This window comes from Chitinophaga sp. ARDCPP14 (assembly GCF_051362515.1).
Classification (GTDB): domain Bacteria; phylum Bacteroidota; class Bacteroidia; order Chitinophagales; family Chitinophagaceae; genus Chitinophaga.
Genome location: NZ_JBKIXB010000001.1, coordinates 51,112 through 73,888, shown reverse-complemented (window position 1 = coordinate 73,888; position 22,777 = coordinate 51,112). Strand labels below are relative to the sequence as shown.

The following is a 22,777-nucleotide window of genomic DNA, read 5'->3' as shown; positions in this document are numbered from 1 at the left end:
ATCCGTGAAAAAGCTAACAGTTAATACCAGTGGGAGCTACAGCTCATATCAGGTATCTTTCACTGTTAAAAAGAAAATAGAGTAACTGGTTTTTTAAATCGGTTGACAAATTAGATTGATAGTAATCCTAACAATATTAAGTATACGAAATGATACTTCCTTGTGATATTTTCACTAAGTGACATAGTAAATTAACAACAGTGCCTAAACGCTGAAACAGGGTAAACGGACGGGTGTTTTATTATCTCTTTTCCATTGGATGTTCTTTGAGCAGTTGTTCTGAAGAATAAAAATCCTTTTTACTTTCTATGCGCTTCCTTACCTGTTTTACTTTTTCGGGAGAAACAGCTGATCCTTTGTTACCGAACGAATTCCTGACGTAGGTTAGCACGGCAGCAACCTCATCATCTTTCAGTAACCCGCCGAAAGGCGTCATAGGAACCTGGCCGGAATACGTTTTATTATTTACTTCTATCGGACCTAAGAGTCCTTTCATCACCAGCTTGATGAGCCGTTCATCACTTCCCGTTACCCACCTGGAACCGGCAAGAGGAGGGAAGCCAGAATCAGGAAGGCCTTTGCCGTCCGCCTGGTGACATGTTTTACAATATCCTTCTATGGAATAAATTTTCTTTCCCTGGTTAAACAGGGCCAGCTCAGCGCCTTTCAGGTTGGTATTATCATCTTTCTCTTTTCCCTTTTTCACATTCTCCCCGTTTAAGTGGGCTACGGCGGTTTCATACGCATGGATCATCCATTCATCCAGTGGCATTTTCTTGGCTGCTGCCAAAATGGGAAGCCCCTTTTCTTTACCGATCCATGAGGCGGCCACAATTGCCATCAGGCGTACACGGCTATTTTCGTCGCTGGCGGCCTGCATCAGCAAATCTGCCTGGTCAGGAACCTGGTGTCCTGTATAACGCAGTACCTGCACGGCTGCGGCTCTTGCATGATAATCGCGGGCTTTTAGTACCTGTTTTAAAAGCGGCTGGTCTACTTTATCCATACCCCAGCTCACCCAAAGTCCTTCGAGCAAATGATGCTCATATCGCGGATCGTTTTTATTCAGCTGGGAAACCCAGGTTTGCAGTTTGGACAGTACGGCGGAAACATCCCGTCCTCTCAGTTCGCGGCGGGTTCTGTAGCGGGTCCTGTATTCCGGTAGTTTAAGGTTGTCCAGCAATTCTTCTATGGAGGCTCCCGCTATATTTGCCGGTTTCACCAGGGGCCTCGAGGGATAAGTAATGCGGTACACTCTCCCATGGGAATGATCCCTCAAAGGATCCCGTGCATTATGCTGCATGTGCCCGATCAGGATGTTATGCCAGTCGATCACGTACAATGATCCGTCGGGCGCAAACTCCAGGTCTACCGGCCGGAAATTGGGATCCCCGCTCACGAGCAGGTCGGTGCGATGACGGCTTTTGTAGCCTGTTCCATCATCCTGCAGCGTATGTTCTTTTGTTCCGAGAAATCCTATGGTATTATTGATCAGGAAGTCGCCCTGCACTTCATCGGGAAAGTGGCGGCTGGACACAAATTCAAGTCCTGATGTGGGCCGTACTTTATGTTTATCTTCTATCAGCTGGATCGATTTATGTGTAGCCTGGCCGTACCTGGGCAGTACGGTGCCTGGCAGCATCCAGCGTACATCCGGACTGGAGGTTTCTGCAAAGAAGGGCTGTCCCCAGTCGTCGAACGCAATACCCCAGGGGTTTGGAATGGAAAGTTGTGCAGTACGTTCCAGTTTCCTGCGACGCGGGTCATACCTGTAAAAGCCGCCGTTAGACGCACGAATAGTTCCGTAGGAAGTTTCTATATGTGTATGAAGAAACACGCCTTCTCCCGAATAGATCGCTCCTGAAGGATCGGCAGTAAACGCATGACTGCTGTGATGTGTATCGTGATCATCAAAACCACTGAGCAGGATTTCTGTTTTATCCGCTTTATCGTCGCCGTCTGTATCTGTCAGCAATTTAAGGTTAGTTCCCTGGGCAACATACACGCCTTCTGCTGCTATCTCAAAACCGATGGGCAGGTGCAGGCTGTCTGCAAATACCGTTTCTTTATCGGCTTTGCCGTCGTTGTTGGTATCTTCAAGGATAATAATTTTATCATTGGGTTTGGCATCGCCCGGCTTATAGTGGGGATAGCTCGGCATCACGGCTACCCACAGCCTGCCCTTATTGTCAAATGACATCTGCATTGGCTTGGCAAGGTCTTTAAACTGCTCTTCTGAGGCAAATAGCTCAATCTTATATCCTGGCGGCACTTTCAGCTTTGCTACCGCTTCCTCTCCGCTGAGATACCGGAGACTGCCATTTTTAGCGGGGTTATAGTTGGTTTTAACGGCGGGCAATACTTTGGTGTTTTTATCTGCAGCTGCAATATCCATTTTCGTTCCTTTAGCAGCAGCCAGCCAAACCGCGGTGTCCCTGATCGCTGTCATCTCGCGGATCTTTTCTATTTCTGCAGGGTAATTATCCGGCCCGTAAGGATCATACCGGCGACCATACACATGTACGCCGTTGGGGATTTTGTAATCATTTAGCCACATCCAGTTTTTTTCCATCACGGCATCGTGCACCAGCTGCCTGTTAGCTGTTGCGGCTGGGGCTACCTTTCCAAAAATCTGGTCTGCCAGCAAAAGTCCCAGCTTTTTATAACCTTCTTCATTCAGTTGAGAACCGTCGATGGTCAAAGGCTCTTTCGCATCCTTATACCATTTTTGGGAAGGTGTGAATGCGTCAACAAATAATACGTTATTGCGGGCAGCCACTTCCTTCATGGCCTGGGTATACAAGGCAAGGTTTTCATTTTCCTTCCGGCCATCCGGTAAGTCATATTTGCCGGAAAGATTTTCGAAAGCAATGGGTGAAACAATGGCCAGTTGCGGCGCTGAGGCGCCATTGTATTTCTGCTTCAACGTCCACTTTATAAATGCATCCAGCTCTGCTTTATTACTGTCCAGCCCTTCTTTCCCCTCAAATGATTCATTGTAACCGAAGAAGGCAATGATCACATCTGTTTTGTGCCTGGTGAGCCATTGATCGGGTGTTTCAAAGCGTCCTTCGCTCGGGCCTTCTATTGTTTGAACCTGGCCGGCGAGCTCCGGATGGAATTTCTCTGCACCGGGAAATGCCCATGGAGAATTTCTGCCGGCATGTGGCCGGAATCCGGGTGTTTCCCCACCATCGCACATGTTGCGGACGTGCAGTTTATATTCCGGGTAACGGAGATACAGTTCCGTTTCAAAATTATCATAATTAATCATCCTGGATCCCAGGTTGTTACCAATCAGGGATATATGGGAGGTATCGGAAATAGTGAGCGGAGCAGGCGCCTGCGATTTACAGGCATGCAGTATCATTATCGCCAATACTATGGGAATAAAAGGCGCGTAAATGCCAATTTTTAATAGTTTGGACATCTTTAAAAAGTTTAGCAGCATCAGGAAACGTGAAATACTATTTCGCCTCACGGTAGGGCACCTGGATATTCATTTTACCTTTCCATTTTCGTGGAATTTTAAGGCCCAGCTCATAGTGAATGGCGTTGATCACCAGGCGCTGAAAGGGTTCCTGGCTGAAATCTTCAGGGTGACCTAAGGTTGTCATAAAAACACGTCCGCCAAAAGCGTTGGTGCCGGTCCAGGCAACCGGGTTTTGAATCGCTTCTTTATCAGGATTTACGGCCTTTCCCATCAGTAACCAGGTAGACCCTTTCACAGGATAATCGGGTAAAACACGGTACAGCCATGAACGCACATGAAAATTCTTTGCAACGCCTGTCAGGATAGGATTGCCGGCCTGCTCAGGAATGATGCGTACATCCGTGCTGCTCTCATGTCCATAATGGGTATGTTTGGCGGCGCCGCCCCATCCGGGAGGTGCATTTAATGCAAATTCTCCAAAGGCGTTCCATTTCTCACTGGCATGTCCCTCCGGAAAATGGAATGCATGCGTGGTGGTACGGAAACCCATAACAGGCTTGCCGGATTTCAGGTAAGCGTCGATATAGGCAAGTTGCTCAGGCGGAAGCCTGCGCCAGCGCAAAAAGAAAACGGCCAGGTCTGCATGTTTCAATGCCTCGAGGCCCGGAATATTTTCTTCACTGTTATAATCGGGAGATGCTTTGAGAACGATCGTTTTCATGCCGTAATCTTTCTCCAGCGCGGCGGCGACTAAAGGCATGGTTTCTTCGCTGCTGTACTCATGATCACCGGTCACGAAAACAACCAGCGGCTTTTTTATCTCTTTGGAAGATTGTGCAAAGAGCAAGCCGGCAGATGTTATACCGGTGCTTACCATGAACAATAAACAAACGCAAAATTTTTTCATTTGAACAGAGATTATGATGACCGTTTGAATACGATATATTTCAAAACAACGCCTTGCGGTTATATATGCTGTCTGGCTCCGGCTCCCCACCGGTAAGCACGGCTACTACATTATTGATGGTAAGCAGGCATATCTGCCGGTAGGTGGCCGAGGTAAGACTGCCGGTATGCGGCGTGATGATGGCCCGCGGGTGACGCACTATATCAACGCTCTCAACTGGTGGCTCATCCGGTAATACATCCGCAGCAAAACCCGAAATCACCCCGGAATTTAATGCCTGCAATAACGCCGGATGGTCGATAAGCGCGCCTCTTGCAGTGTTGATCAGTAAAGAACCCCGTTTCATTAAACGCAGTTGTTCTTCTCCTATGATCTTACCTGTTTCGTTATTGAGTGGAAGATGAAGGCTAACAACATCTGACTGCCGTAATACATCTTCCATGACCAGGTATTTATAAGGCAGATCCTGAACAGATTTACTCCAGTACACGACCTCCATCCCGAAAGCTTCTCCAAGCCGGGCAACACGTTTTCCTATGTTCCCCATTCCCAGCACACCCAGGGTTTTGCCGTTCAACTCATCTCCTGCATATGAATTGCGCCAGCTCCAGTTGTTTTGTTTCACCTGGGAAACCGATTCATACATATTACGCATCAGCATCAGCATCAGGCTCAGGGTATGTTCCGCAATAGTGGCGGCATTACTGCCCGGTGCATTAATTACCTTGATCTTTTTTACTGTTGCTGCAGCTACATCTACATTATCCAACCCAACGCCACACCTGGCCACTACCTGTAAATGCGGGAAGGCATCCATGAGTGGTTGAGTGATCAGGCCTTTCCCTCTTGTAATGATGGCATGAATGTCCTCTTTGTTCAAAACCTCCTGTAAGCTAGGTTCGTCGTATCCTGTGAATACATTCACATTTTTCTGAAGAACGGCTAACGCTTCCTCTGCAATGGTTTCAAGCAACAGTACGTTTTTTCTCATTTGTTGTGATATAAGGTGGCATCATCAGACCGGTATCCTCTGAAGTCATTTCTGTTTGAAACATACAACCCTTCTTCATAAAGTTCATCAGTGAATATTCGCGAGTCCACTTCAACTCCTGGTATGGAAGATATTTCCACCAGGTTGCCGGCAGGATCGCGCACAAACATCTGCATAGCCCCGTCAGGCAGCTTTCTTACCTTTCCCCACGGATGAATATCAATTATATTCAGTGCTTTCATGCGGAAAAAAAGACTGCTGAAATCATCTACCTGCACACATACATGTCCGCGAAAAGAGGTTTTGTCTTCCCATTCGGAGATATGCAATTGCTGCTCATCATTGAACTTGAAAAACATAACAGGGTAATCAAACCGGAAGGCGGCAAGCGGCTCCAGGCCCAATTCATGCTGATAGAATTGACCTGCTTTTTCCAGGTTGTCCACAATCAGTGTTACGTGATTAATTTTAAGTGCTTTGGCCATAAATAAATATTTACAAATACCACTTCTAAACTTTTTGTTTATACTGCCGTACAAAATCCCAGTCCGGCGTTACCCCTAATCCAGGTGCGGTGGGCGCCTGGATGGAGCCATTTGTAACGGTAATCTGTTCCTTCACCAGGTCATACATCATCGGGTTTCCTCCAACGGAGAACTCAATGATGGTTGCGGAAGGCGATGCAAATGCTACATTCAGCCCTGCCATAAAAGAAAAGGCAGAACCCCAGCAATGCGGCGCCAGCTCCAGTTGATGCACACTGGCGAGGTGCGAAACCCGCACCGCTTCCGAAATGCCGCCAATGATGGCCGCATCCGGCTGTATTACATCAATGGCCCTTATTTCCAAAAGTGCCTGTATGTCAAAACTGGTATATTCACTTTCACCTGCTGCGATAGGAATATGCGTGGAAGCCCTTACTTCTGCAGTCCCCCTTTTGTTATCAGGACTGATAGGTTCTTCAAACCAGTACAAGTTACAATCTGCTACTCCCCGGCAAAACTGTTTCGCCTCCGGAACACTGAAGGTGCCGTGTGCGTCGGCCATCAGTTTAATATCAGGACCGATAGCGGCTCTCGCAGCTTTTACCCTTTCAATGCTGTTTTGTACGGTCTGATCCATCACGCCAACACGCATCTTAACACTCTTAAAGCCTTTATCTATGTATCCTTTCAATTGTGTGCCAATATTGTCTGCATCTGCCCAGCCACCACTTGCATATGCCGGCATCTGATCCCTGCAGGCGCCACCGAGCAAATCCATCACCGGAACATTGAGCATTTTGCCTTTCAAATCCCACAAGGCGGTATCAATGCCGCTCATGGCAGATATAGTAAGGCCCCTTCTCCCCAGGATAGGGAATTTCCGGCCTCTCAGCAAGGCATAATGATCCCGTGTGCCATTATACATCTCCTCCCATAACCTGGAAATGTCTTTAACATCCTTACCCAGTAAAGCTGGCTTCAACTCATTTTCAATGCAATTCACGATGGAAGCACACACGCCTGAAGATCCAACCGCTGCTTTGGCTTCTCCAAATCCCTGAAGACCGTCCTCTGTAGTTATCACAACAAGCGTCATGTCAAAATTGGCCAGTAATCCATAGTCTGAAGTATGTTGTTTTTCTTTAGGAACAGGACAGCGCAACCAAAATGCCTCTACATTAGCTATTTTCATCTGTTAGCAGTTGACTTCTTTAAATAAGTTTTGATAAAGTATTAAATGATTGGGTAGTCAGCATGGTATAAAACGCTTCTGTAACAGAAGCACTGCCGTGGTCCACCAGGAACTTCGCCTGCTCAGCAGATAAGTTTTCAGGGTTTTCGTCAATCGAATCCGGGTAAGGATTGGCTGGCGTGCGATCCAGCGAAGCGCAAAATTCCACGGAAAGCACCTCATCATAATTTATTTCCCTCAACGTATCTACAATCTTTTGCCAATTGAGATGCCCCATTCCCGGCGCCATCCTGTTGTTGTCTGCCACATGAAAACCAACCAGTTTCCCCTTAGCCCTTCTGATGGCCTCAAACAAATCCGATTCTTCGATATTCATGTGGAAGGTATCCAGGCAAACACCGCAATTAGGCCCTACGGCGGCTGCTAAAGCCAATGCCTGATCAGCCCTGTTGATGAAATAGGTTTCAAACCTGTTGATAGGCTCAATGCCTATCCGGATGCCTGCAGCCTCGCTATAGGCGTAAATTTCCTTCAACGCACCAACAGCCCAATTCCACTCTTCATCGGGCCTTCCGTCCGGTACAATTTTTCCAACGGTGCAAGGTACAACAGCCACCATGTGACCATCCAGTTCCTTTACCATGGTGATTACATCCTTTACATACTGTACTGATTTTGCACGTTGCGCCTCATCCCTGGCAAGCAGGTTGCGGTCACCCAGCATCAGCGTTACAGCTCCCCAGCAAGACAAACCATGCGTCTTCATCAGTTCTCTTAAACTTTTCGTATCATAATGTTCGGGGGTGCCGGCAATTTCAAGCCTGGTATATCGCAGCGCAGAAACTCTCCTGATGGTAGTTTCTATCGTTTCAGACCGCATCCAGTTGTGTATCCCTAGTTCCATAACGCATTGATATATAAAAGTGGATTAATGTATGCTGCAGATAATAGCTACGTCGAATCATGTGGCATCTGTAAGGCATAAGCCTGTTGGTTTCATAACCGGAACGTTTTTTAAGAATTCATTGTTTCACAAACTTATTCAGACTTCCATTGAAATAAAAGTACTTCATTTGCAAGATATCAATACTATATTTACCATATTTCTGATTTTTTTGCTTTAGAAAATAAATAGTGTACTAAAGATAAAGACATTATGAAAGTTTCTTACCGACACATATCTACCCCGGAAGATGCCAGTTTTGTAATAAAAGAATTCTGTCAGCCCCGGTTCACCAATACATTTCATTTTCATCATGGGCACGAGCTGATCCTGATTGTAAAAAGTGCAGGCAGAATGTATGCGGGAAACAAGGTGATGAATTACAATGAAGGAGAAATTTATATGTTCGGTCCGGGTTTGGTCCATTGCTTTTGCAATAATAGCTCACCTGTTGGTGCCGACGAAATAGCGCACGCTATTATAGTGCAGTTTACAGAAGATTTTATAGGAAAGGATTTTTTTGAAAAACTGGAATTGAGAAAGATAAAGGAACTGATGCAGTTATCTGAATACGGTATAAAATTTAATAAGATATCGCCTGTTGTGAATACCCTGTTTTTCCAGTTTCAGGCAAATCAGCAGATGAAAAACCTGATCATCCTTTTACAGATCCTGGATGAATTATCACTGCAAGGCAGGGAAAGTGTTCAACTACTGACAGATGATCAGGGAAAGACACGTTATAAGGATGCAGATTCGAAAAAACTGGAACCAATATTTAAGTATGTACTGGAAAATTATGCTGATCATGTAGATAGCAAATCTGCTGCCTCTCTTGCCTGTATGAATGAAGCTGCATTTTGCCGCTACTTTAAAAAAAGAACCACGAAAACATTCTCACAGTTTGTAAACGAGATAAGGATCAGTCATGCTACAAAACTGCTGATAGGCACCGGAAATGGCATATCTGAAATATGCTATGCCTGTGGGTTTGATAATATCTCTTACTTTAACAGGCAGTTTAAAATTTACCAGGGAAAATCTCCCAGGGAATACCGTAAGGCATTTATAGAAAGTAATGTAAGCACCCCCAGCTTCCGGCCTACGGGGAACTAAATTGTTCTACACGTAACTATCATAATTAATTATCAGGTATGAAATGGATCACCCGCGAGCGCCCGAAAATAGACAGACTGGCTTGTCCCTGGCTTATAAAAAGATTTGTAGACCAGGCGGCTGAATTTATATACGTGCCGTTCAATGAAGTATTGTCAAAGGCCGCTGAGCTGAACGCCATTCCTTTTGATATAGCCGGTGTGGAATACACACACTATGACGACTTATGCACATTTGACTACATCATAAAAAAACACCACCTTGAAGATCCGGCCATTCACGCGCTGGCGCCAATTGTTCGCGGTGCTGATACCGACCGCCATAACCTGGCGCCGCAAGCTGCCGGTTTATGGGCTATCTCCGCTGGTATGGCGCATGATGAACCAGACGACTATCAACTGCTGGAAAAAGGAATGTTGTTATACGATTCGCTATACAGCTGGGCAAAATACCTGCAACATGTAAAGCACACGCAGCAACCATTTGAAAGTCAGCTGCTGGACATCTTTAAAAATTTCCTGCAACATGAAAAAGACAGTAAAAAGGTACCTCACTGGGCAAAGGAGCTGAAAGAGATCATCCAGGACCAGATAGATACCAACCTGAATCTGAGTCTGAAGGGAATTTCAGAAACTTTACAGGTACATCCCGCCTATTTATCACGGGAATTTTCAAAATATTTTGATGACCTTTCCTTTGGTGATTATATCAGAAAACTCCGGATAGACAAAGCGATACAGCTGCTTTCCACCACGTCGCATTCACTTACCGAAATAGCATATCTTACCGGGTTTTCAGACCAGAGCCATTTCACGCGGGTTTTTAAAGTACATACAGGCAAAAGCCCTTCTGTCTATAAAAAAAATTTATTGAAGAAGTAAACACCATCAATCTTCAGCAACTTATTCATCTGCCGTATTCTTCATTTTCATTAAAAGAGAATAAGCGCCTTTTATCACATATTCACTGTTGACTGCGGGTGTATTGCCATTCAATATTATTTCCACATATCCATTCTCGCTGTTGCCTGTTTTTACAGGTATCATCTCAAATACATTTTTATCCTTCCGGCAAAAAACATACTCTTTGTTTTCAAAACGTACCACTGCATCCGCCGGCAGCGACCAGGTACTATCATTGGCTGACTCTATATCAGCATTCATAAAAGTTCCCGGGATCAGTGATTTGTCGTATTGCTCAAAGTGGCAATGTACCTGCACACTCCTGTCTGCCGTAAGATCCTGGCCTATCAGTATGATCTTACAATCGTACTTTTTTTCGGGATTGCTGTTGGTAAAAGCCACCACCGTTTGACCGATAGCCAGTTTATTGATGTCTTTCTCAAAAACGGTCAACGCAAGGTGAATATCCGCCGGATTTACTATTTCAAATAAAACATCTGAAGGATTTACATACTTGCCTATGTTCACATTTACCTTTGACACAAAACCATTGATGGGAGAATGAAGATTAACACTTCTGGAAATGCCGTTCTCATCAAGCCTGGAGGCATTAATACCAATCAGTTGCAATTTTTCTGCAACAGATCTGTTCAGTACACGCTGGCTTTTATACTCCGCTTCGGTTTGCTCAAATAATTTATCGCTGGTAGCTTTGCTCTGGTTAAGTTCACGCTGACGGGCATACTCTTTTTCCAGGTACGCCAATTTCGCTTTTGAAGTGAGATAATCCTGCTGCAGCTGAATAAATTGTTGATCCTCCATAACGCCGATTACTTCTCCTTTGGTAACATGCATACCGGGAAGCAAGGTGGTGGATTTTAAAAAGCCTCCTAACGGGAAACTGATGCTAACCATATTCTGCGGAGGTACGTCAATCTGCCCGTTTACCCGGATTGCAGCAGCAATACGCCTTTTCTCCAGGTGCCCGGTTTCGATGCCCGCATTTTTTTGCTGGGCATCCGTCAGTTCAATGAGATTTCCTTTATCGCCGGCCGGTGCTTTTTCCTCCTCTTTCGGTTTGTTGTTACAGGCTGCCAGTAAACAGGATGTAGCTAATATGATGATGTATTGTTTCATGAATTTTATATTTACCTGTTCAATAAAGAATTGGATTCAATGATAGACTGGTTAAGGTTATTTACAGCATCGAGGTATTCATTCCGGAGACTGAAAGCCTGGTTGTTCAGCATCACCCATTCCAGGTAATTGATTTCCCCGTTTACGAATTGCAGATTTGCGGTAGCAATGATGGTATCCGCATTCTTTAGCCCACTTTGTTCATAGTAGGAAACCGCCTGCATCATTTTACTATATTGCTTTTCAGCTTCGGTATATCTTAATTGCAATTCCTGTAATCCTGCCTGGTAAGTGCTTTTTGCCAGTTCCTGGTTTATTTTCTGAGCGCCGATTTTTGCTTTCTGCGCACCAAAGAATAGCGGAATACCAACGCCTATCTGGGCGGACTGGAACCGGGTGTCTCCCGAATATTCTTTATCATCCGCTCCCATACCACGCATGGTCATGTTATTGTATCCCAGCAGTAAGTCGGGTAACAGCCTGGATTTTTCCAGTTTGTACCTGGAAAAACTTGTTTGCTCCTGTTGCTCCAGCAGTTGGAGGTAGGGATGCTTTTTAAGCTCCGTGCTATCAATACCACCGGGAAGCGGCATTTTAAGCGGTGTATCATCAGGTTCTACATCAGTAGTCGTGTTGAGCAGCACTTTCAGCCGCGCTTGCAGGATGGCATAGTCCTGCTGTAACTGGCCCGCCTGCAAAGCGATTTGTCCACGCTGGGTTTCGGCGGTCGTTTTTTCGAGTATGTTACTTTCTCCCGTTTTAAAACGTATTGCCGCCTTTTCCAGGAAAAGCGCATAGATACTATCCGTATACTGAAGCAGTTCTTTTTTATTGCGCAGGAACAGGAGCTGGTAGTACACCGAAGTGACCTGCTTTTTTAATTCAGATTGTTTAACGGAAACATTCAGCAGTCCTTCTTTCCATTCTTCATTCAGCAACAGTTTTTGCCTGCTGTATATGGTTGGGAATTTGATGGTCTGTGAAATGGTAAACCGGTTATCATTGTAAGCGCTGTTGATTTTACCATATTCACCGGTAACAACCGCCTGGTTGGCATCCCATCCCGCTCCTTTTAATTTTTTCAGATAGTCTGCATTCAGCTGTTGGTTCCGGACAGACAGGTTATTCTTCATAGCGGTATCCAGCGCTGCATTAAGGGAGATCGGTTGTTGTGCCCGTGCGTTAGGTGCTGCCAGCAAAAGGAATGGTAATAATAAGAGTGCAGCGCCCGGTAAATGCTTGGGTTGCTTCATCAGATGCTTCTTTTCAAAAATGATGTAAAGAATTGGAAGTACAAACAGGGTCAGGAACGTTGCCAGGATCAGTCCCCCGATAACCACAGTAGCCAATGGCCGTTGCACCTCGGCGCCGGCGCCATTGCTCAGTGCCATCGGCAGGAAGCCCAAAGATGCCACGGATGCCGTCATCAATACCGGCCGTAAACGTACCCTCGTTCCTTTTAACACAATTTCCCGGACATCGTTCAGTCCTTCTTTATGTAACCGGTTAAATTCTGCAATGAGCACAATACCATTCAATACGGCCACACCAAATAATGCAATGAAACCAATGCCGGCTGAAATACTGAACGGCATTCCCCGCAATGCAAGGGCAAAAATGCCTCCTATTGCAGATAAAGGAATAGCAGAATAAATCAGCAACCCTTGCCTGATACTGTTGAAAGCAAAATATAACATCAGCAGGATAAGCAGCAGGGAAACGGGTACGGCAATGCCTAAACGCTTTTTCGCAGCTTCCAGGTTTTCAAATGCGCCACCATAGGTAACGTAGTAACCCGGTGGTAATTTTATTTTACCGGATACCTTTTGCTGCAGTTCTTCTACTACAGTCTGCACATCACGGCCACGCACATTGAATCCTACAATGATCCGGCGCTGGGCATCTTCGCGCTGTATCTGATTGGGCCCTTCCTCTATAGCTACTTTTGCTACCAGGTATAAGGGTATCTGTGAACCCTGTTGGGTAGGAATTAGTAAATGCTGCACATCAGTAAGGTTTTGCCGCTGCTGACCACTCAGCCTTACTACCAGGTCGAAACGTTTTTCTCCTTCATAAACAAGCCCGCTGCTTTGCCCCGCGAAGGCGGTATTTACTATTCTGTTTATATCATTGATGTTAAGGCCATATTGCGCAATAGCGTCCCTGTTATATTTAATAACAATCTGCGGCATCCCGGTGATGGCTTCCACATACAGATCGGTAGCACCTTTCACGGTATTGACCACTGCCCCGAGGCGGGTGGCATATTGAGCCAGGCTGTCCAGGTCCTCGCCATAAATTTTACAGACAACATCCTGACGGGCGCCTGTCATTAATTCATTAAAGCGCATCTGTACAGGGTATTGGAATCCGAAAGTAACGCCGGGTATGGCTTCCAGTTCCTTTGACATTTTCTCTGTTAATTCATCAAAGGTTTTTGCAGAAGTCCATTCCTTTTTATCTTTCAAAATTACCATCAGGTCGCTGGCATCAATCGGCATAGGGTCAGTAGGAATCTCGCTGCTACCGGTTTTCCCCACCACCTTCTCCACTTCTGGAAACTTCGCCAGCAAAATTTTCGCACCCTGCGACACCGCAGTAGTAGAGGTTTTCAGGCTACTGCCGGTAAGTACGCGGGTTTCTACCGCAAAATCCCCCTCTTCCAACCGGGGTATAAATTCGCCTCCCAGCTGCGAAAGAACAAATAAAGCAATAGCTAATAAACCTGCCGCCGTTCCAATTACTGTTTTGGGTATGTTCAGTACCTTGTTTAACAGGCGCTGGTAGCGGACTTCCAGTTTTTCCATCATCCTGTCGGACCAGGAAAGTTTAGCGGGAATTTTTTTACTTAAAACCAGTGCGCTCATCATGGGTACATAGGTCAGGGAAAGCAGGAAAGCGCCAAATAGCGCGAAGGCTACTGTCTGCGCCATGGGCTTAAACATTTTACCCTCCACACCGGCGAGGGCAAATATGGGAAGATATACGATCAGGATAATCAGCTCTCCGAAAACCGCTGCATTTCGCATCCTGCCTGATGTTTCCAACACCAGGTCGTCCATTTCCGTTTGCGTGATAAAGGGTTTGTTGTAATGATGCAGTCTGAACATACAGGCTTCTACTATAATCAGGGTGCCATCTACAATCAACCCGAAATCCAGCGCACCGAGGCTCATCAGGTTACCGCTTACGCCAAAGGTGTTCATCATAATTACCGCTATCAGCATCGCCAGCGGAATAACAGAAGCTACAAGTAAGCCGGCCCTGAAGTTACCCAGGAACAACACCAGTACAAATACCACGATCAATGCGCCTTCCATGAGATTTTTCTCAACAGTGCCAATGGCGTTATTGACCATTTTTGTTCTATCCAGGAAGGGGTCGATCATCACTCCTTCCGGAAGTGTTTTCTGGATCTGGTCTACACGCGCTTTGATCTTTTTGATCACCTCATTACTGTTGGCTCCTTTCAGCATCATTACTACCGCACCTGATACCTCACGTTCGCCATTATAGGTCAAAGCGCCGTACCGGGTGGCATAGCCTAACCGCACTTCACCAATATCCCTTACCAGCAACGGCGTGCCGTTACCGGTATTTTTAACGACAATTTTCCTGATATCGTCTTCTGAGCCGACCAGGCCCTCACTGCGAATAAAAAGTACCGTTGGCTCTTTTTCAATGTAGGCTCCACCGGTGTTCTGGTTATTTGTTTCGAGTGCTTTGAATACATCATTGATGGAAAGTCCGTAAGACTTCAGTTTGGCCGGTTCTACCGCTATTTCGTATTGTTTCAGGTAGCCGCCAAAGCTGCTCACATCCGCAACGCCGGTAACGCCCAACAGTTGCCGGCGAACAATCCAGTCCTGGATAGTGCGGAGCTCCATTGCCGTATACCGGTCTTCATAGCCCTTTTTAGGCCGTATCGTATACTGGTAAATCTCTCCTAAACCAGTTGTAACCGGCGCCAGCTTGGGAACACCTATTCCGCCGGGTATCTGGCTTTGCACTTCCTGGAGCCGCTCGGTAACCTGTTGTCTTGCCCAGTAAACATCCACGCCCTCATTAAAAACAAGGGTCACTACAGATAACCCAAACCTGGAAAAGCTCCTGATCTTTGCCAGTCCGGGTATACTGCGGTTTGCCTGTTCTATAGGAAACGATATCAGCCGCTCAACGTCCGGCGCACCTAATGAAGGTGTTACGGTTATTACCTGTACCTGGTTGTCTGTAATATCAGGTACCGCATCTATAGGCAGCCTGGTGACTTCATAAATACCATAGCCGATAAGACCGAGTATAAATAAGCCTACAATCAATTTGTTCCGGATTGAAAATTCAATGATCTTATTCAGCATATCGAATAATTGGCATACTCATTCCGCCCCGTTGAGCGGGCATAAGTACTAAAAATAAAATGCAGGGAAGGTTGGAAAGCAGCCACCGGTGCCGGTATTCCCAGTAGACAGATTTATCAGATTGAATGCATTAAACGCAATAGCATTAATACAACCGTCTTATAAACAAAATTCCGGTGAAGTTATGCAAGGAAAATAGGGGGTGCTCTTAATGCCGAAAATGAAAGGCTTTGCAGCGGAGGTGGAAATTCCTGCTTTTGCTGATAGCTGGTTTTCGATATCAGAAAGCAGATAACCTCCGGAAGAGAAACCAGGTCAGGTGCAGGCGCCAGCGTTAAAACGGGCACTTCGTGTTGCAGGTGGCTGGAAGAGGGAGAAGTGAAGCTGTGATCAATCAGGTTCAGCGCCAGCGAATGCTGCATATCATGATCGTGGTCATCATCATCATCATCGTGGACGAAGTGTCCGGACGATGAAATGATATGCTGATGGTCATGAAACATAACGTTGTGCGCAGTAATAACCATTACTGCCAGCATCAACGATATCTTTGTGATCCATGAACGCATGGCGCAAATATAGTTTATTCTTTAAAACAAAGCATACTAACAGGTATGCTATGCTTCAACCGCCTTGCTCACTTTACGGTATACAAATTCGTGGTAAATATGCCTGCGGCAGAACCTGCCCGGCGTATCAGAGTTGATCAGCTTTATATATAATGTTTTCGGAACGTCGAGGTATTCATAACTGCTGCCATCTTCAAAGTGAAGCTGAAGTGTTTGTTTCTGGTAGGAGAAATCCACCAGGGTAGAAGCAGAAATGGTGGCGGTGTACTGTGGTAAAGCAGCAGCAATTGTTTCAGGTGCTATGCTTACTAAAAAGTGATAAGCCTCAATCAATTCTTTACTCTTTGCTTCTGCTTCCAGTTTCTGTTCTTCTGCCAGGCCTTCAAATTTATCGGGATGCCACTCCTTCATTAAATTCCTGTAGATCGTTTTCAATTCTTTTACTTCAGTAGTTTTGGTAACACCCAGTAACTTCCTGTAATCAACTATTTTACTCATAATGTATTTATTCAAAAAATAAACAGGCTGATCATTATGAGCAGGCTACCATTTATCTTATCCCGAAAAACGGGCAAAGTTACGCTTTTTCAGGCTCCCGGCAAGGAATTATTTGTCCTTTACTGCAGCGGCTTTCAGGGGAACAGGCACATTATATGCCTGAAATCACCTATTTTAATAGGGAAAAACCGTCTTATGAAACTGTTGTTATTGTTAACCACGTTGCTGTATTGCCTGCCCATCCATGCACAGCAACTGGACTCACTGAAATACCCCAACGGCTGGCTTTATTATCATACTTATGGGAAGGGAAGCCCTGTTATAGTGTTGTCTGGCGGCCCTGGCAACTCCTGTTTGCAGCAGGAAGAAGTGGCGATTGAGCTGGGGAAGCATTACAAGGCCATCTTACTGGAACAACGGGGCACCGGCTTATCCATCCCCGTACCATTCGATTCTACTACTATTAACCTCAAAGCCGCCGTGGAAGACATTCAGCGGTTGCTGCAGAAAGAAGGGATCAGCAAAACCGTTATTTACGGCCACTCCTGGGGCGCTATGCTGGCCATGAGTTACGCAGCTGCCCACCCGGAAAAGGTGCGCGCCCTGGTGCTGGCAAATCCTGGCTACTATAAGTTCTCCGCCGATTTCATGACCACGCATATGAACAACCTGCGGGCACGCCTGGGTGTATCCGACCTGGCGCTGATGGATTCCCTGAGCAAAAAGATAGAAGGAGGGAGGGCAACTGGCGCAGACAGTGCGCTGTATAACCGCACCATACGGTTGGCATACATTTACAACAAAGCGGACATCGACAGCCTCATGGCGAAGATTTATGTGGCAAAACCCAATGTCCGTATGCAGGGGTTAATGGTATCAGACCTGCAAAGGACCCATTTTGATCTCAGTAAAAACCTGCCGCAATATAAAGGGCCGGTCACCGTGATCGGCAGCCGCCAGGATCCCCTGGCTTTCTATACCTACGAACTGAAGATCATCCGCCCGGATATCGTACTGCATTGGATCCAGGCTTCGGGTCACTTCCCGATGTTTGAACAGCAACCGGCTTTTTTTGAGGTATTGGAAAAGGTAATGACAACCAGCGTTACACATCCATAAACTCCCATGCGCTCTGGTAGGCGTTTTTATGCTCCGCATAAGTGATGAAATCCGCATAAAACCCAAGCTGGGAAAGGGTGCCGCTGTCGCCTATCACCACCAGCTTCTTGCGGGCCCTGGTCATCGCTACATTCATCCGCCGGATGTCTGATAAGAAGCCTATTTTATTTTCGGTGTTGCTGCGCGTCATGCTGATATACACAATATCGCGCTCCTGTCCCTGGAAACTATCGATGGTGTTCACAGATATTTTGTCTGCATAGGGCTGCAACAACGGGGAGTGATGCAGCTGCTCTTTTAATAATTGTATTTGTTGTTTATAGGGAGATATAACCGCCACCGTGGGAAAGTCTTTCGGCTGGTAATGTTCCCCCAGCGCAGTTACCAGCCGGGTAAGATGTTTAAATAAAAAAACAGCTTCTTCCGGGTTGGTGGTACTGGTGCCATCCAGCTTTTCATCAAAACCGCAACCGGCAGTGTCTACAAAGCTGAGCGGGTTATCTTCGGAAAACAGCAGGTGTCCGGCAACAGAGGCATGGGCCCTTAATTTATCCTCATAAAAGATACTGGAAGAGTATCCCATGATAGTGGCGTGCATACGGTACTGTTCTTCCAGCAGCGTTACGCTTTCGGGGTGCAGGGCGGTGCATTTTTCCAGCAGGGTAGTGCTGAGACCTTTACGGGCGGCTTCCTCCGATTTTACGGTGGGCGACAGCTGGCAATGGTCTCCGGCAAGGATTACCTTTTGCGCTTTCAGGATGGGGATCCAGCAGGCAGGTTCCAGTGCCTGCCCGGCTTCATCTATTACAACCGTATGGTACTTTAAATTTTTCACGGTATAATGATTGGCGCCCACCAGGGTGGCCGTAATCACCTGTGCCTTGGAGATCAGGTCGTCAATAATATATTGCTCTGTATTGCCTACTTCTTTCATGATCTTGCGGGCCTCGTCAAACAAGGCTTTCCGCTGATCCCTTTCTGCTTTGCCAAAGTTACGCTTGTATTTGTGGGCCATGTCGCGGAACTCATTCGCCTGCTTTTTCAGGCGCTTGATTTCTTTGATACTGGCATGCTCAGATATTTTGCTGTCGAGCGTGAGCGACATCAGCCGCTCTGATACGCGCGCCGGGTTGCCCACCCGCAACACATTCAGTCCTTCATCCGATAGCTTTTCGCTGAGCAGATCCACTGCGGTATTACTAGGCGCCACCACAAGTATCTGTTGTTGCTCCTGTTTGATCAGCACTTTAATGGCCTGTACCAGGGTAGTGGTTTTGCCAGTGCCGGGCGGACCGTGTACAATGGCCAGGTCGCCGGCGGAAAGTATTTTATTAACGGCCGATTGCTGGGAGGCATTCAGCGCGGGATTTACATAAGGAGTAATATCCGGATGAAACACGGGTTTCTTTTCCCCGGTCAGTATTTTTATCAGCCGTCCTTCGGGTACTTTATCCTGCAATGCATCCGCCTGTTTCAGGGCGTTTTGCATTTCGTCATAACTGTTATCATCAAAAAGTACGTCGATGCCCAGTTTACCATCACTGGCCCATTCCGGCAGCTCGTCGGTGCGCAGGGTGATCTTCAGCCTGTTCCCGCCCTGGTAAGTGATAGTGCCTTCAAGATGATCCTGCTTTGGATCATGATTGGAAAATAATACGGCAGAAGCGCCAAAACGCAGCTGATGCGGCAGGTCCTGGTGAGTGGTGCGCTCCACTTCCACAGTCAGATAATCTCCCCGGCTCATCTCTGATCCCCTGATAGCAATAGGGTACCAGGTAAGTCCGTTTGCCCTGCGATCTGCTACAGACGTGGATTCCGTCATTTGTTTGTATGATTTCCTGTCTTCTTCCCGCTCTGTTTTTAATAAATCAAGCTGCTTTTTGAAATAATCCATGACGCAAAGGTAAGATGTTCCTGAATTGTCGCAATCAACCAGTAAGAATGTCGTATTTCCCCAGCAGGAATGCGCACAAATGCCGGTAAGTTTGTATTGTCAATCAAATCAAACAAAAACAAAAAAACAACTTATATGGAAGCGCAAACAATTTATCTGAATAAGAAAGCTCCTTCTAAAGCAGCTAATATTACCGGTTGGGTAATCACCGTTCTTTGTGTACTCTTTCTCCTGGTAGACGCCATCATGAAAGTAATTAAGAACATCACTTCCATGGAAGGCAGCGTAAAGCTGGGCTGGCCGGCAGAACAGGTACAGGGTATCGGCATTATATTGCTCATCGCCACTATTTTGTATGCCATTCCCCGTACGGCTATACTGGGTGCGATACTGGTCACCGCTTACCTCGGCGGCGCTGTAGCCATCATGTCCAGGATCAACGAACCCTATTATTTCCCGGTGGTGTTCGGTATCCTGGTATGGGTAAGCCTCTTTTTACGTATTCCCGCGCTGCGCACGCTTTTTCCGGTGCAAAACAACCAGGCGTAATTTATCTCTATAAAAATAAAGAGCCTTTGTATTGCCCTGCAATACGAAGGCTCTTTATTTTGCCGGAAAAAAAATACCCCGCGCATAGGGGAACGGCGAATTCCATGCGTCCTGAATACAGGAGGACTATTACCATGCTACTACCAGATCAATTGAAAAGTTATTTCCGGGCAATCATGCTCACCGCCGGTTTGGCCGTGGGCGTTACTTTAACCGCACCTGCGCAGGACAGCAGCGCGATCACCGGCAAGAAAGAAATGTTGCTGCTGCCGGCCCCGAAAACCAATTCCTTTGGGCAGACTGCCAACCATAAACAGTGGTCATGGCAGCAATACCTGCCCGCTGTCAAAGACAGCAGCAACAGCAGGAGCCTGATATACGAGGCCTATCCATCTCACCATCATTTAAACAACTATCGCCAGACATCCCCTTTCCGTTGGAATGATGTAGCAGGTATCACTGCCATGGCGCTGGTAGCTTATATGCTTTCCCGTTAATAAAATACGTCCATCAGCACATTTCCCCGGGTGCTATGGAATTTTACATTATTATTCTACCTTGCCGTCACATTTGTTATTTCACGCAAGCAAGGTTGTCAATGAGCGAGGGCCATTCTATTGATGCTCCTGACCTTTATAAGCGGATAGCGGCCGGCGACGAATCTGCGTTCAGGAGTCTTTTTGAAATTTATGCACCACGCCTGCAGGCGATGGCAGCACGTATTACCGGATCAGTGACAGTGGCAGACGACCTGGTACAGGATACCTTTCTCAAAATATGGGTAGCCCGCGACCAACTCACGGAAGTGGCACAACCAGGCGCCTGGATTAAAAAAATCTGTTTTTTCCTGGCCGTGAACTATGTCCGTCGCCAAACCATCCGCGATAAAGTAATGCATACCGTTGGCTATGAAAAAGACAGCTCGGGTAAGGACCTGCCGGTGGCAGACATGATTGAATTCCGGCAGTTGCTGGGCCTGGTGAACAAGGCTGTGCAGCAATTACCGGAGAAGCAGCAACAAATCTACCGCCTTAGCCGTGAACAGGGACTCTCCAGCAGTGAAATCGCACAACATATGGATCTCGCCATCAGCACGGTGAAAAACCTGCTGGTAATGGCGTTGAAAAATATCCGCTCCTCCCTGCAAAAGGCCGGCTACCCGCTGCTCCTCGCCATATTGATAGATATACTCATCTGAATAAACAGTCCCTCTGAAAAAAAACTTCACTTTTTTTCGGTACCAATTCCCCGCTCAATTGTCTGGTATAGATAAGGGGACATACATCACTTTCATTTACCTGTATCACCTTCATAAATGGAACATCACCACCGACTGGCATATTTACTCGATCGTCTGGCAACACACACTGCCACAGAGGAAGAACTGGACGAATTAACCGGTTGGGTTGACCGGGACGAAACCGGCGCTTCCATCGACGACGTGGAAGGCTGGCTGAAGGAACATCATTCAACCGCCTTGCCGGCCTACAACCAGCAACACTGGATGCAGGTGGCTGACCAGATCCTGTCATCGGATAAACTATCAAACGACCCGGTTACCAAACCGCTTCACCGTGTACATTTCCTCCACAAATGGGGATGGGCGGCCGCTGTAGTGTTACTGTTTGGGGCAGCTGCCTGGTTTATCAGCCACTATCATCGCCGGCAACCGGTTGCTGTTATCGCCGGAAACACGCTGCCGGACATAGCTCCCGGGAAAAATGGCGCCATCCTTACGCTGGCGGATGGCTCACAGATGGTGCTCGACAGCATGGGAAACGGTATCATCACCCATCAGAACGGAACTACCATAGTCCTGAAAAGTAACGGCCTCCAATACACGCAGGAAGCCCCGGGTGCAGGCGAAATGGAATACAATACCATCACCACACCCAAAGGACGGCAATTCCAGGTGGTACTGCCGGATGGCACCAAAGTATGGCTCAATGCCGCCAGCTCCCTGCAGTTTCCTGTAGCCTTCAAAGGAAAGGAAAGGAGAGTGGAACTCTCCGGGGAAGCCTATTTCGAAGTTGCCGGCAACGCAGCACAACCCTTCAGGGTGAATGTGCTCCGGAAAATGGACATCCAGGTACTCGGTACCGGTTTTAACGTAAACGCATACACGAATGAAAAGAATAGCTATACTACGCTGGTGGAAGGAGCAGTCAGTATATCCCTTACCAATCAAACCGCTGGCAGCGTGGTGTTAAAACCAGGAGATCAGCTACAGACAGGCGATGCTGGTATAAAAGTAACGCGGAACGCAAATGTGGAAAAGGCCATCGCCTGGAAAAACGGCCTGTTTAACCTCGAAGGAGTGGGCCTGCGGGAAATGATGCGCCAGCTGGAACGCTGGTACAACCTGGAAGTAGTGTATGAAGGAAATGTGCCCGATGTTCACTTTTTTGGTGAGATGAGCAGAACCCTGCAACTCTCTGATGTGCTCGCGGGGCTGGAACGGTCGGATGTGCATTTCCGGCTGGAAGAGGGCCGCCGGCTGATCGTAATGCCTTAACGTATATTATTTATCCCGGATACCATAAAACTGAAACACTATGCCAGTAATGAATATCAACTAAAACAGGTTGACCGGCAAAAAAAGCCGGAAGTGCGACCAACACTTCCGGAAAGTTGCTGGCTGACTTAAATCAGGTTTCGAGACCTCCATTTTTAACAACCAAACG

At 46.8% G+C, this 22,777-nt stretch carries 18 protein-coding genes; 7 read left to right on the top strand and 11 right to left on the bottom strand.

Features of this window, described 5'->3' with window-relative positions; translation table 11 throughout:
- Window positions 1-241: 241 nt before the first annotated feature.
- From ACLHR0_RS00250 to ACLHR0_RS00225, 6 genes are read right to left on the bottom strand one after another with little or no spacing between them, the layout of a single operon-like run.
- Entirely contained in the window at window positions 242-3,430 is a 3,189-nt protein-coding gene (locus ACLHR0_RS00250) for a PVC-type heme-binding CxxCH protein (RefSeq protein WP_436484187.1), read from the bottom strand.
- A gap of 37 nt (window positions 3,431-3,467) precedes the next feature.
- Window positions 3,468-4,340 carry a ThuA domain-containing protein gene (locus ACLHR0_RS00245; protein ID WP_436484186.1) on the bottom strand — a complete coding sequence of 291 codons (873 nt, stop codon included), beginning with the start codon at window positions 4,338-4,340 and terminating at the stop codon, window positions 3,468-3,470.
- 40 nt (window positions 4,341-4,380) lie between these two features.
- The gene (locus tag ACLHR0_RS00240; protein ID WP_436484185.1) at window positions 4,381-5,331 is read right to left on the bottom strand and encodes a 2-hydroxyacid dehydrogenase; all 951 of its coding nucleotides are present in this window, start codon (window positions 5,329-5,331) and stop codon (window positions 4,381-4,383) included.
- Window positions 5,328-5,816 carry a VOC family protein gene (locus ACLHR0_RS00235; protein ID WP_436484184.1) on the bottom strand — a complete coding sequence of 163 codons (489 nt, stop codon included), beginning with the start codon at window positions 5,814-5,816 and terminating at the stop codon, window positions 5,328-5,330. The genes ACLHR0_RS00240 and ACLHR0_RS00235 overlap by 4 nt, the downstream gene beginning before the upstream one ends.
- A gap of 25 nt (window positions 5,817-5,841) precedes the next feature.
- A complete protein-coding gene (locus ACLHR0_RS00230; protein ID WP_436484183.1) occupies window positions 5,842-7,008 on the bottom strand; it encodes a mandelate racemase/muconate lactonizing enzyme family protein in 1,167 nt (388 codons plus the stop codon).
- A gap of 19 nt (window positions 7,009-7,027) precedes the next feature.
- Complete coding sequence (locus ACLHR0_RS00225) at window positions 7,028-7,912, bottom strand: sugar phosphate isomerase/epimerase family protein (RefSeq protein ID WP_436484182.1); 885 nt, start codon at window positions 7,910-7,912, stop codon at window positions 7,028-7,030.
- 252 nt (window positions 7,913-8,164) lie between these two features.
- Between ACLHR0_RS00225 and ACLHR0_RS00220 the strand changes: the two genes are divergently transcribed.
- A complete protein-coding gene (locus tag ACLHR0_RS00220; RefSeq protein WP_436484181.1) occupies window positions 8,165-9,067 on the top strand; it encodes an AraC family transcriptional regulator in 903 nt (300 codons plus the stop codon).
- 38 nt (window positions 9,068-9,105) lie between these two features.
- Window positions 9,106-9,948, top strand: coding sequence for a chromate resistance protein ChrB domain-containing protein (locus ACLHR0_RS00215; RefSeq protein WP_429045947.1), 843 nt, complete (start codon window positions 9,106-9,108; stop codon window positions 9,946-9,948).
- Between the two features lie 21 nt (window positions 9,949-9,969).
- On the opposite strand, the gene ACLHR0_RS00210 is transcribed toward ACLHR0_RS00215, so the two are convergent.
- The 4 genes from ACLHR0_RS00210 to ACLHR0_RS00195 all read right to left on the bottom strand — a co-directional run bounded on the left by ACLHR0_RS00210 (window position 9,970) and on the right by ACLHR0_RS00195 (window position 16,531).
- Window positions 9,970-11,106 carry an efflux RND transporter periplasmic adaptor subunit gene (locus tag ACLHR0_RS00210; protein WP_436484180.1) on the bottom strand — a complete coding sequence of 379 codons (1,137 nt, stop codon included), beginning with the start codon at window positions 11,104-11,106 and terminating at the stop codon, window positions 9,970-9,972.
- Between the two features lie 11 nt (window positions 11,107-11,117).
- The gene (locus ACLHR0_RS00205) at window positions 11,118-15,464 is read right to left on the bottom strand and encodes a CusA/CzcA family heavy metal efflux RND transporter (RefSeq protein WP_436484179.1); all 4,347 of its coding nucleotides are present in this window, start codon (window positions 15,462-15,464) and stop codon (window positions 11,118-11,120) included.
- Window positions 15,465-15,646: 182 nt separating this feature from the next.
- Complete coding sequence (locus ACLHR0_RS00200) at window positions 15,647-16,033, bottom strand: hypothetical protein (RefSeq protein WP_436484178.1); 387 nt, start codon at window positions 16,031-16,033, stop codon at window positions 15,647-15,649.
- 48 nt (window positions 16,034-16,081) lie between these two features.
- Window positions 16,082-16,531, bottom strand: coding sequence for a KTSC domain-containing protein (locus tag ACLHR0_RS00195; protein ID WP_370912759.1), 450 nt, complete (start codon window positions 16,529-16,531; stop codon window positions 16,082-16,084).
- Window positions 16,532-16,726: 195 nt separating this feature from the next.
- Between ACLHR0_RS00195 and ACLHR0_RS00190 the strand changes: the two genes are divergently transcribed.
- Window positions 16,727-17,650: an alpha/beta fold hydrolase gene (locus ACLHR0_RS00190; protein WP_436484177.1), complete on the top strand. Its 924-nt coding sequence runs from the start codon at window positions 16,727-16,729 to the stop codon at window positions 17,648-17,650.
- Here ACLHR0_RS00190 and ACLHR0_RS00185 read toward each other — a convergent pair.
- A complete protein-coding gene (locus ACLHR0_RS00185) occupies window positions 17,637-19,544 on the bottom strand; it encodes an AAA domain-containing protein (protein ID WP_436484176.1) in 1,908 nt (635 codons plus the stop codon). The genes ACLHR0_RS00190 and ACLHR0_RS00185 overlap by 14 nt on opposite strands.
- Before the next feature lie 135 nt (window positions 19,545-19,679).
- On the opposite strand from ACLHR0_RS00185, the gene ACLHR0_RS00180 reads away from it, so the two are divergent.
- From ACLHR0_RS00180 to ACLHR0_RS00165, 4 genes are all read left to right on the top strand, one after another.
- Entirely contained in the window at window positions 19,680-20,093 is a 414-nt protein-coding gene (locus ACLHR0_RS00180) for a DoxX family protein (protein ID WP_436484175.1), read from the top strand.
- Between the two features lie 134 nt (window positions 20,094-20,227).
- Entirely contained in the window at window positions 20,228-20,590 is a 363-nt protein-coding gene (locus tag ACLHR0_RS00175) for a hypothetical protein (RefSeq protein WP_436484174.1), read from the top strand.
- Between the two features lie 101 nt (window positions 20,591-20,691).
- Window positions 20,692-21,291 (top strand): RNA polymerase sigma factor, encoded by a 600-nt coding sequence (locus tag ACLHR0_RS00170; RefSeq protein ID WP_429045958.1) that lies wholly within the window; start codon window positions 20,692-20,694, stop codon window positions 21,289-21,291.
- Window positions 21,292-21,408: 117 nt separating this feature from the next.
- A complete protein-coding gene (locus ACLHR0_RS00165) occupies window positions 21,409-22,608 on the top strand; it encodes a FecR family protein (RefSeq protein WP_436484173.1) in 1,200 nt (399 codons plus the stop codon).
- Window positions 22,609-22,777 lie beyond the last annotated feature (169 nt).

Bases quoted from the DNA above. Each gene is read 5' to 3' on its own strand.
- ACLHR0_RS00245 (WP_436484186.1), bottom strand. From the start codon at position 4,340: ATGAAAAAATTTTGCGTTTGTTTATTGTTCATGGTAAGCACCGGTATA.
- ACLHR0_RS00240 (WP_436484185.1), bottom strand. From the start codon at position 5,331: ATGAGAAAAAACGTACTGTTGCTTGAAACCATTGCAGAGGAAGCGTTA.
- ACLHR0_RS00175 (WP_436484174.1), top strand. From the start codon at position 20,228: ATGCTACTACCAGATCAATTGAAAAGTTATTTCCGGGCAATCATGCTC.
- ACLHR0_RS00165 (WP_436484173.1), top strand. From the start codon at position 21,409: ATGGAACATCACCACCGACTGGCATATTTACTCGATCGTCTGGCAACA.
- ACLHR0_RS00225 (WP_436484182.1), bottom strand. From the start codon at position 7,912: ATGGAACTAGGGATACACAACTGGATGCGGTCTGAAACGATAGAAACT.
- ACLHR0_RS00170 (WP_429045958.1), top strand. From the start codon at position 20,692: ATGAGCGAGGGCCATTCTATTGATGCTCCTGACCTTTATAAGCGGATA.
- ACLHR0_RS00210 (WP_436484180.1), bottom strand. From the start codon at position 11,106: ATGAAACAATACATCATCATATTAGCTACATCCTGTTTACTGGCAGCC.
- ACLHR0_RS00180 (WP_436484175.1), top strand. From the start codon at position 19,680: ATGGAAGCGCAAACAATTTATCTGAATAAGAAAGCTCCTTCTAAAGCA.
- ACLHR0_RS00220 (WP_436484181.1), top strand. From the start codon at position 8,165: ATGAAAGTTTCTTACCGACACATATCTACCCCGGAAGATGCCAGTTTT.
- ACLHR0_RS00200 (WP_436484178.1), bottom strand. From the start codon at position 16,033: ATGCGTTCATGGATCACAAAGATATCGTTGATGCTGGCAGTAATGGTT.
- ACLHR0_RS00250 (WP_436484187.1), bottom strand. From the start codon at position 3,430: ATGTCCAAACTATTAAAAATTGGCATTTACGCGCCTTTTATTCCCATA.
- ACLHR0_RS00190 (WP_436484177.1), top strand. From the start codon at position 16,727: ATGAAACTGTTGTTATTGTTAACCACGTTGCTGTATTGCCTGCCCATC.
- ACLHR0_RS00215 (WP_429045947.1), top strand. From the start codon at position 9,106: ATGAAATGGATCACCCGCGAGCGCCCGAAAATAGACAGACTGGCTTGT.
- ACLHR0_RS00185 (WP_436484176.1), bottom strand. From the start codon at position 19,544: ATGGATTATTTCAAAAAGCAGCTTGATTTATTAAAAACAGAGCGGGAA.
- ACLHR0_RS00230 (WP_436484183.1), bottom strand. From the start codon at position 7,008: ATGAAAATAGCTAATGTAGAGGCATTTTGGTTGCGCTGTCCTGTTCCT.
- ACLHR0_RS00235 (WP_436484184.1), bottom strand. From the start codon at position 5,816: ATGGCCAAAGCACTTAAAATTAATCACGTAACACTGATTGTGGACAAC.
- ACLHR0_RS00205 (WP_436484179.1), bottom strand. From the start codon at position 15,464: ATGCTGAATAAGATCATTGAATTTTCAATCCGGAACAAATTGATTGTA.
- ACLHR0_RS00195 (WP_370912759.1), bottom strand. From the start codon at position 16,531: ATGAGTAAAATAGTTGATTACAGGAAGTTACTGGGTGTTACCAAAACT.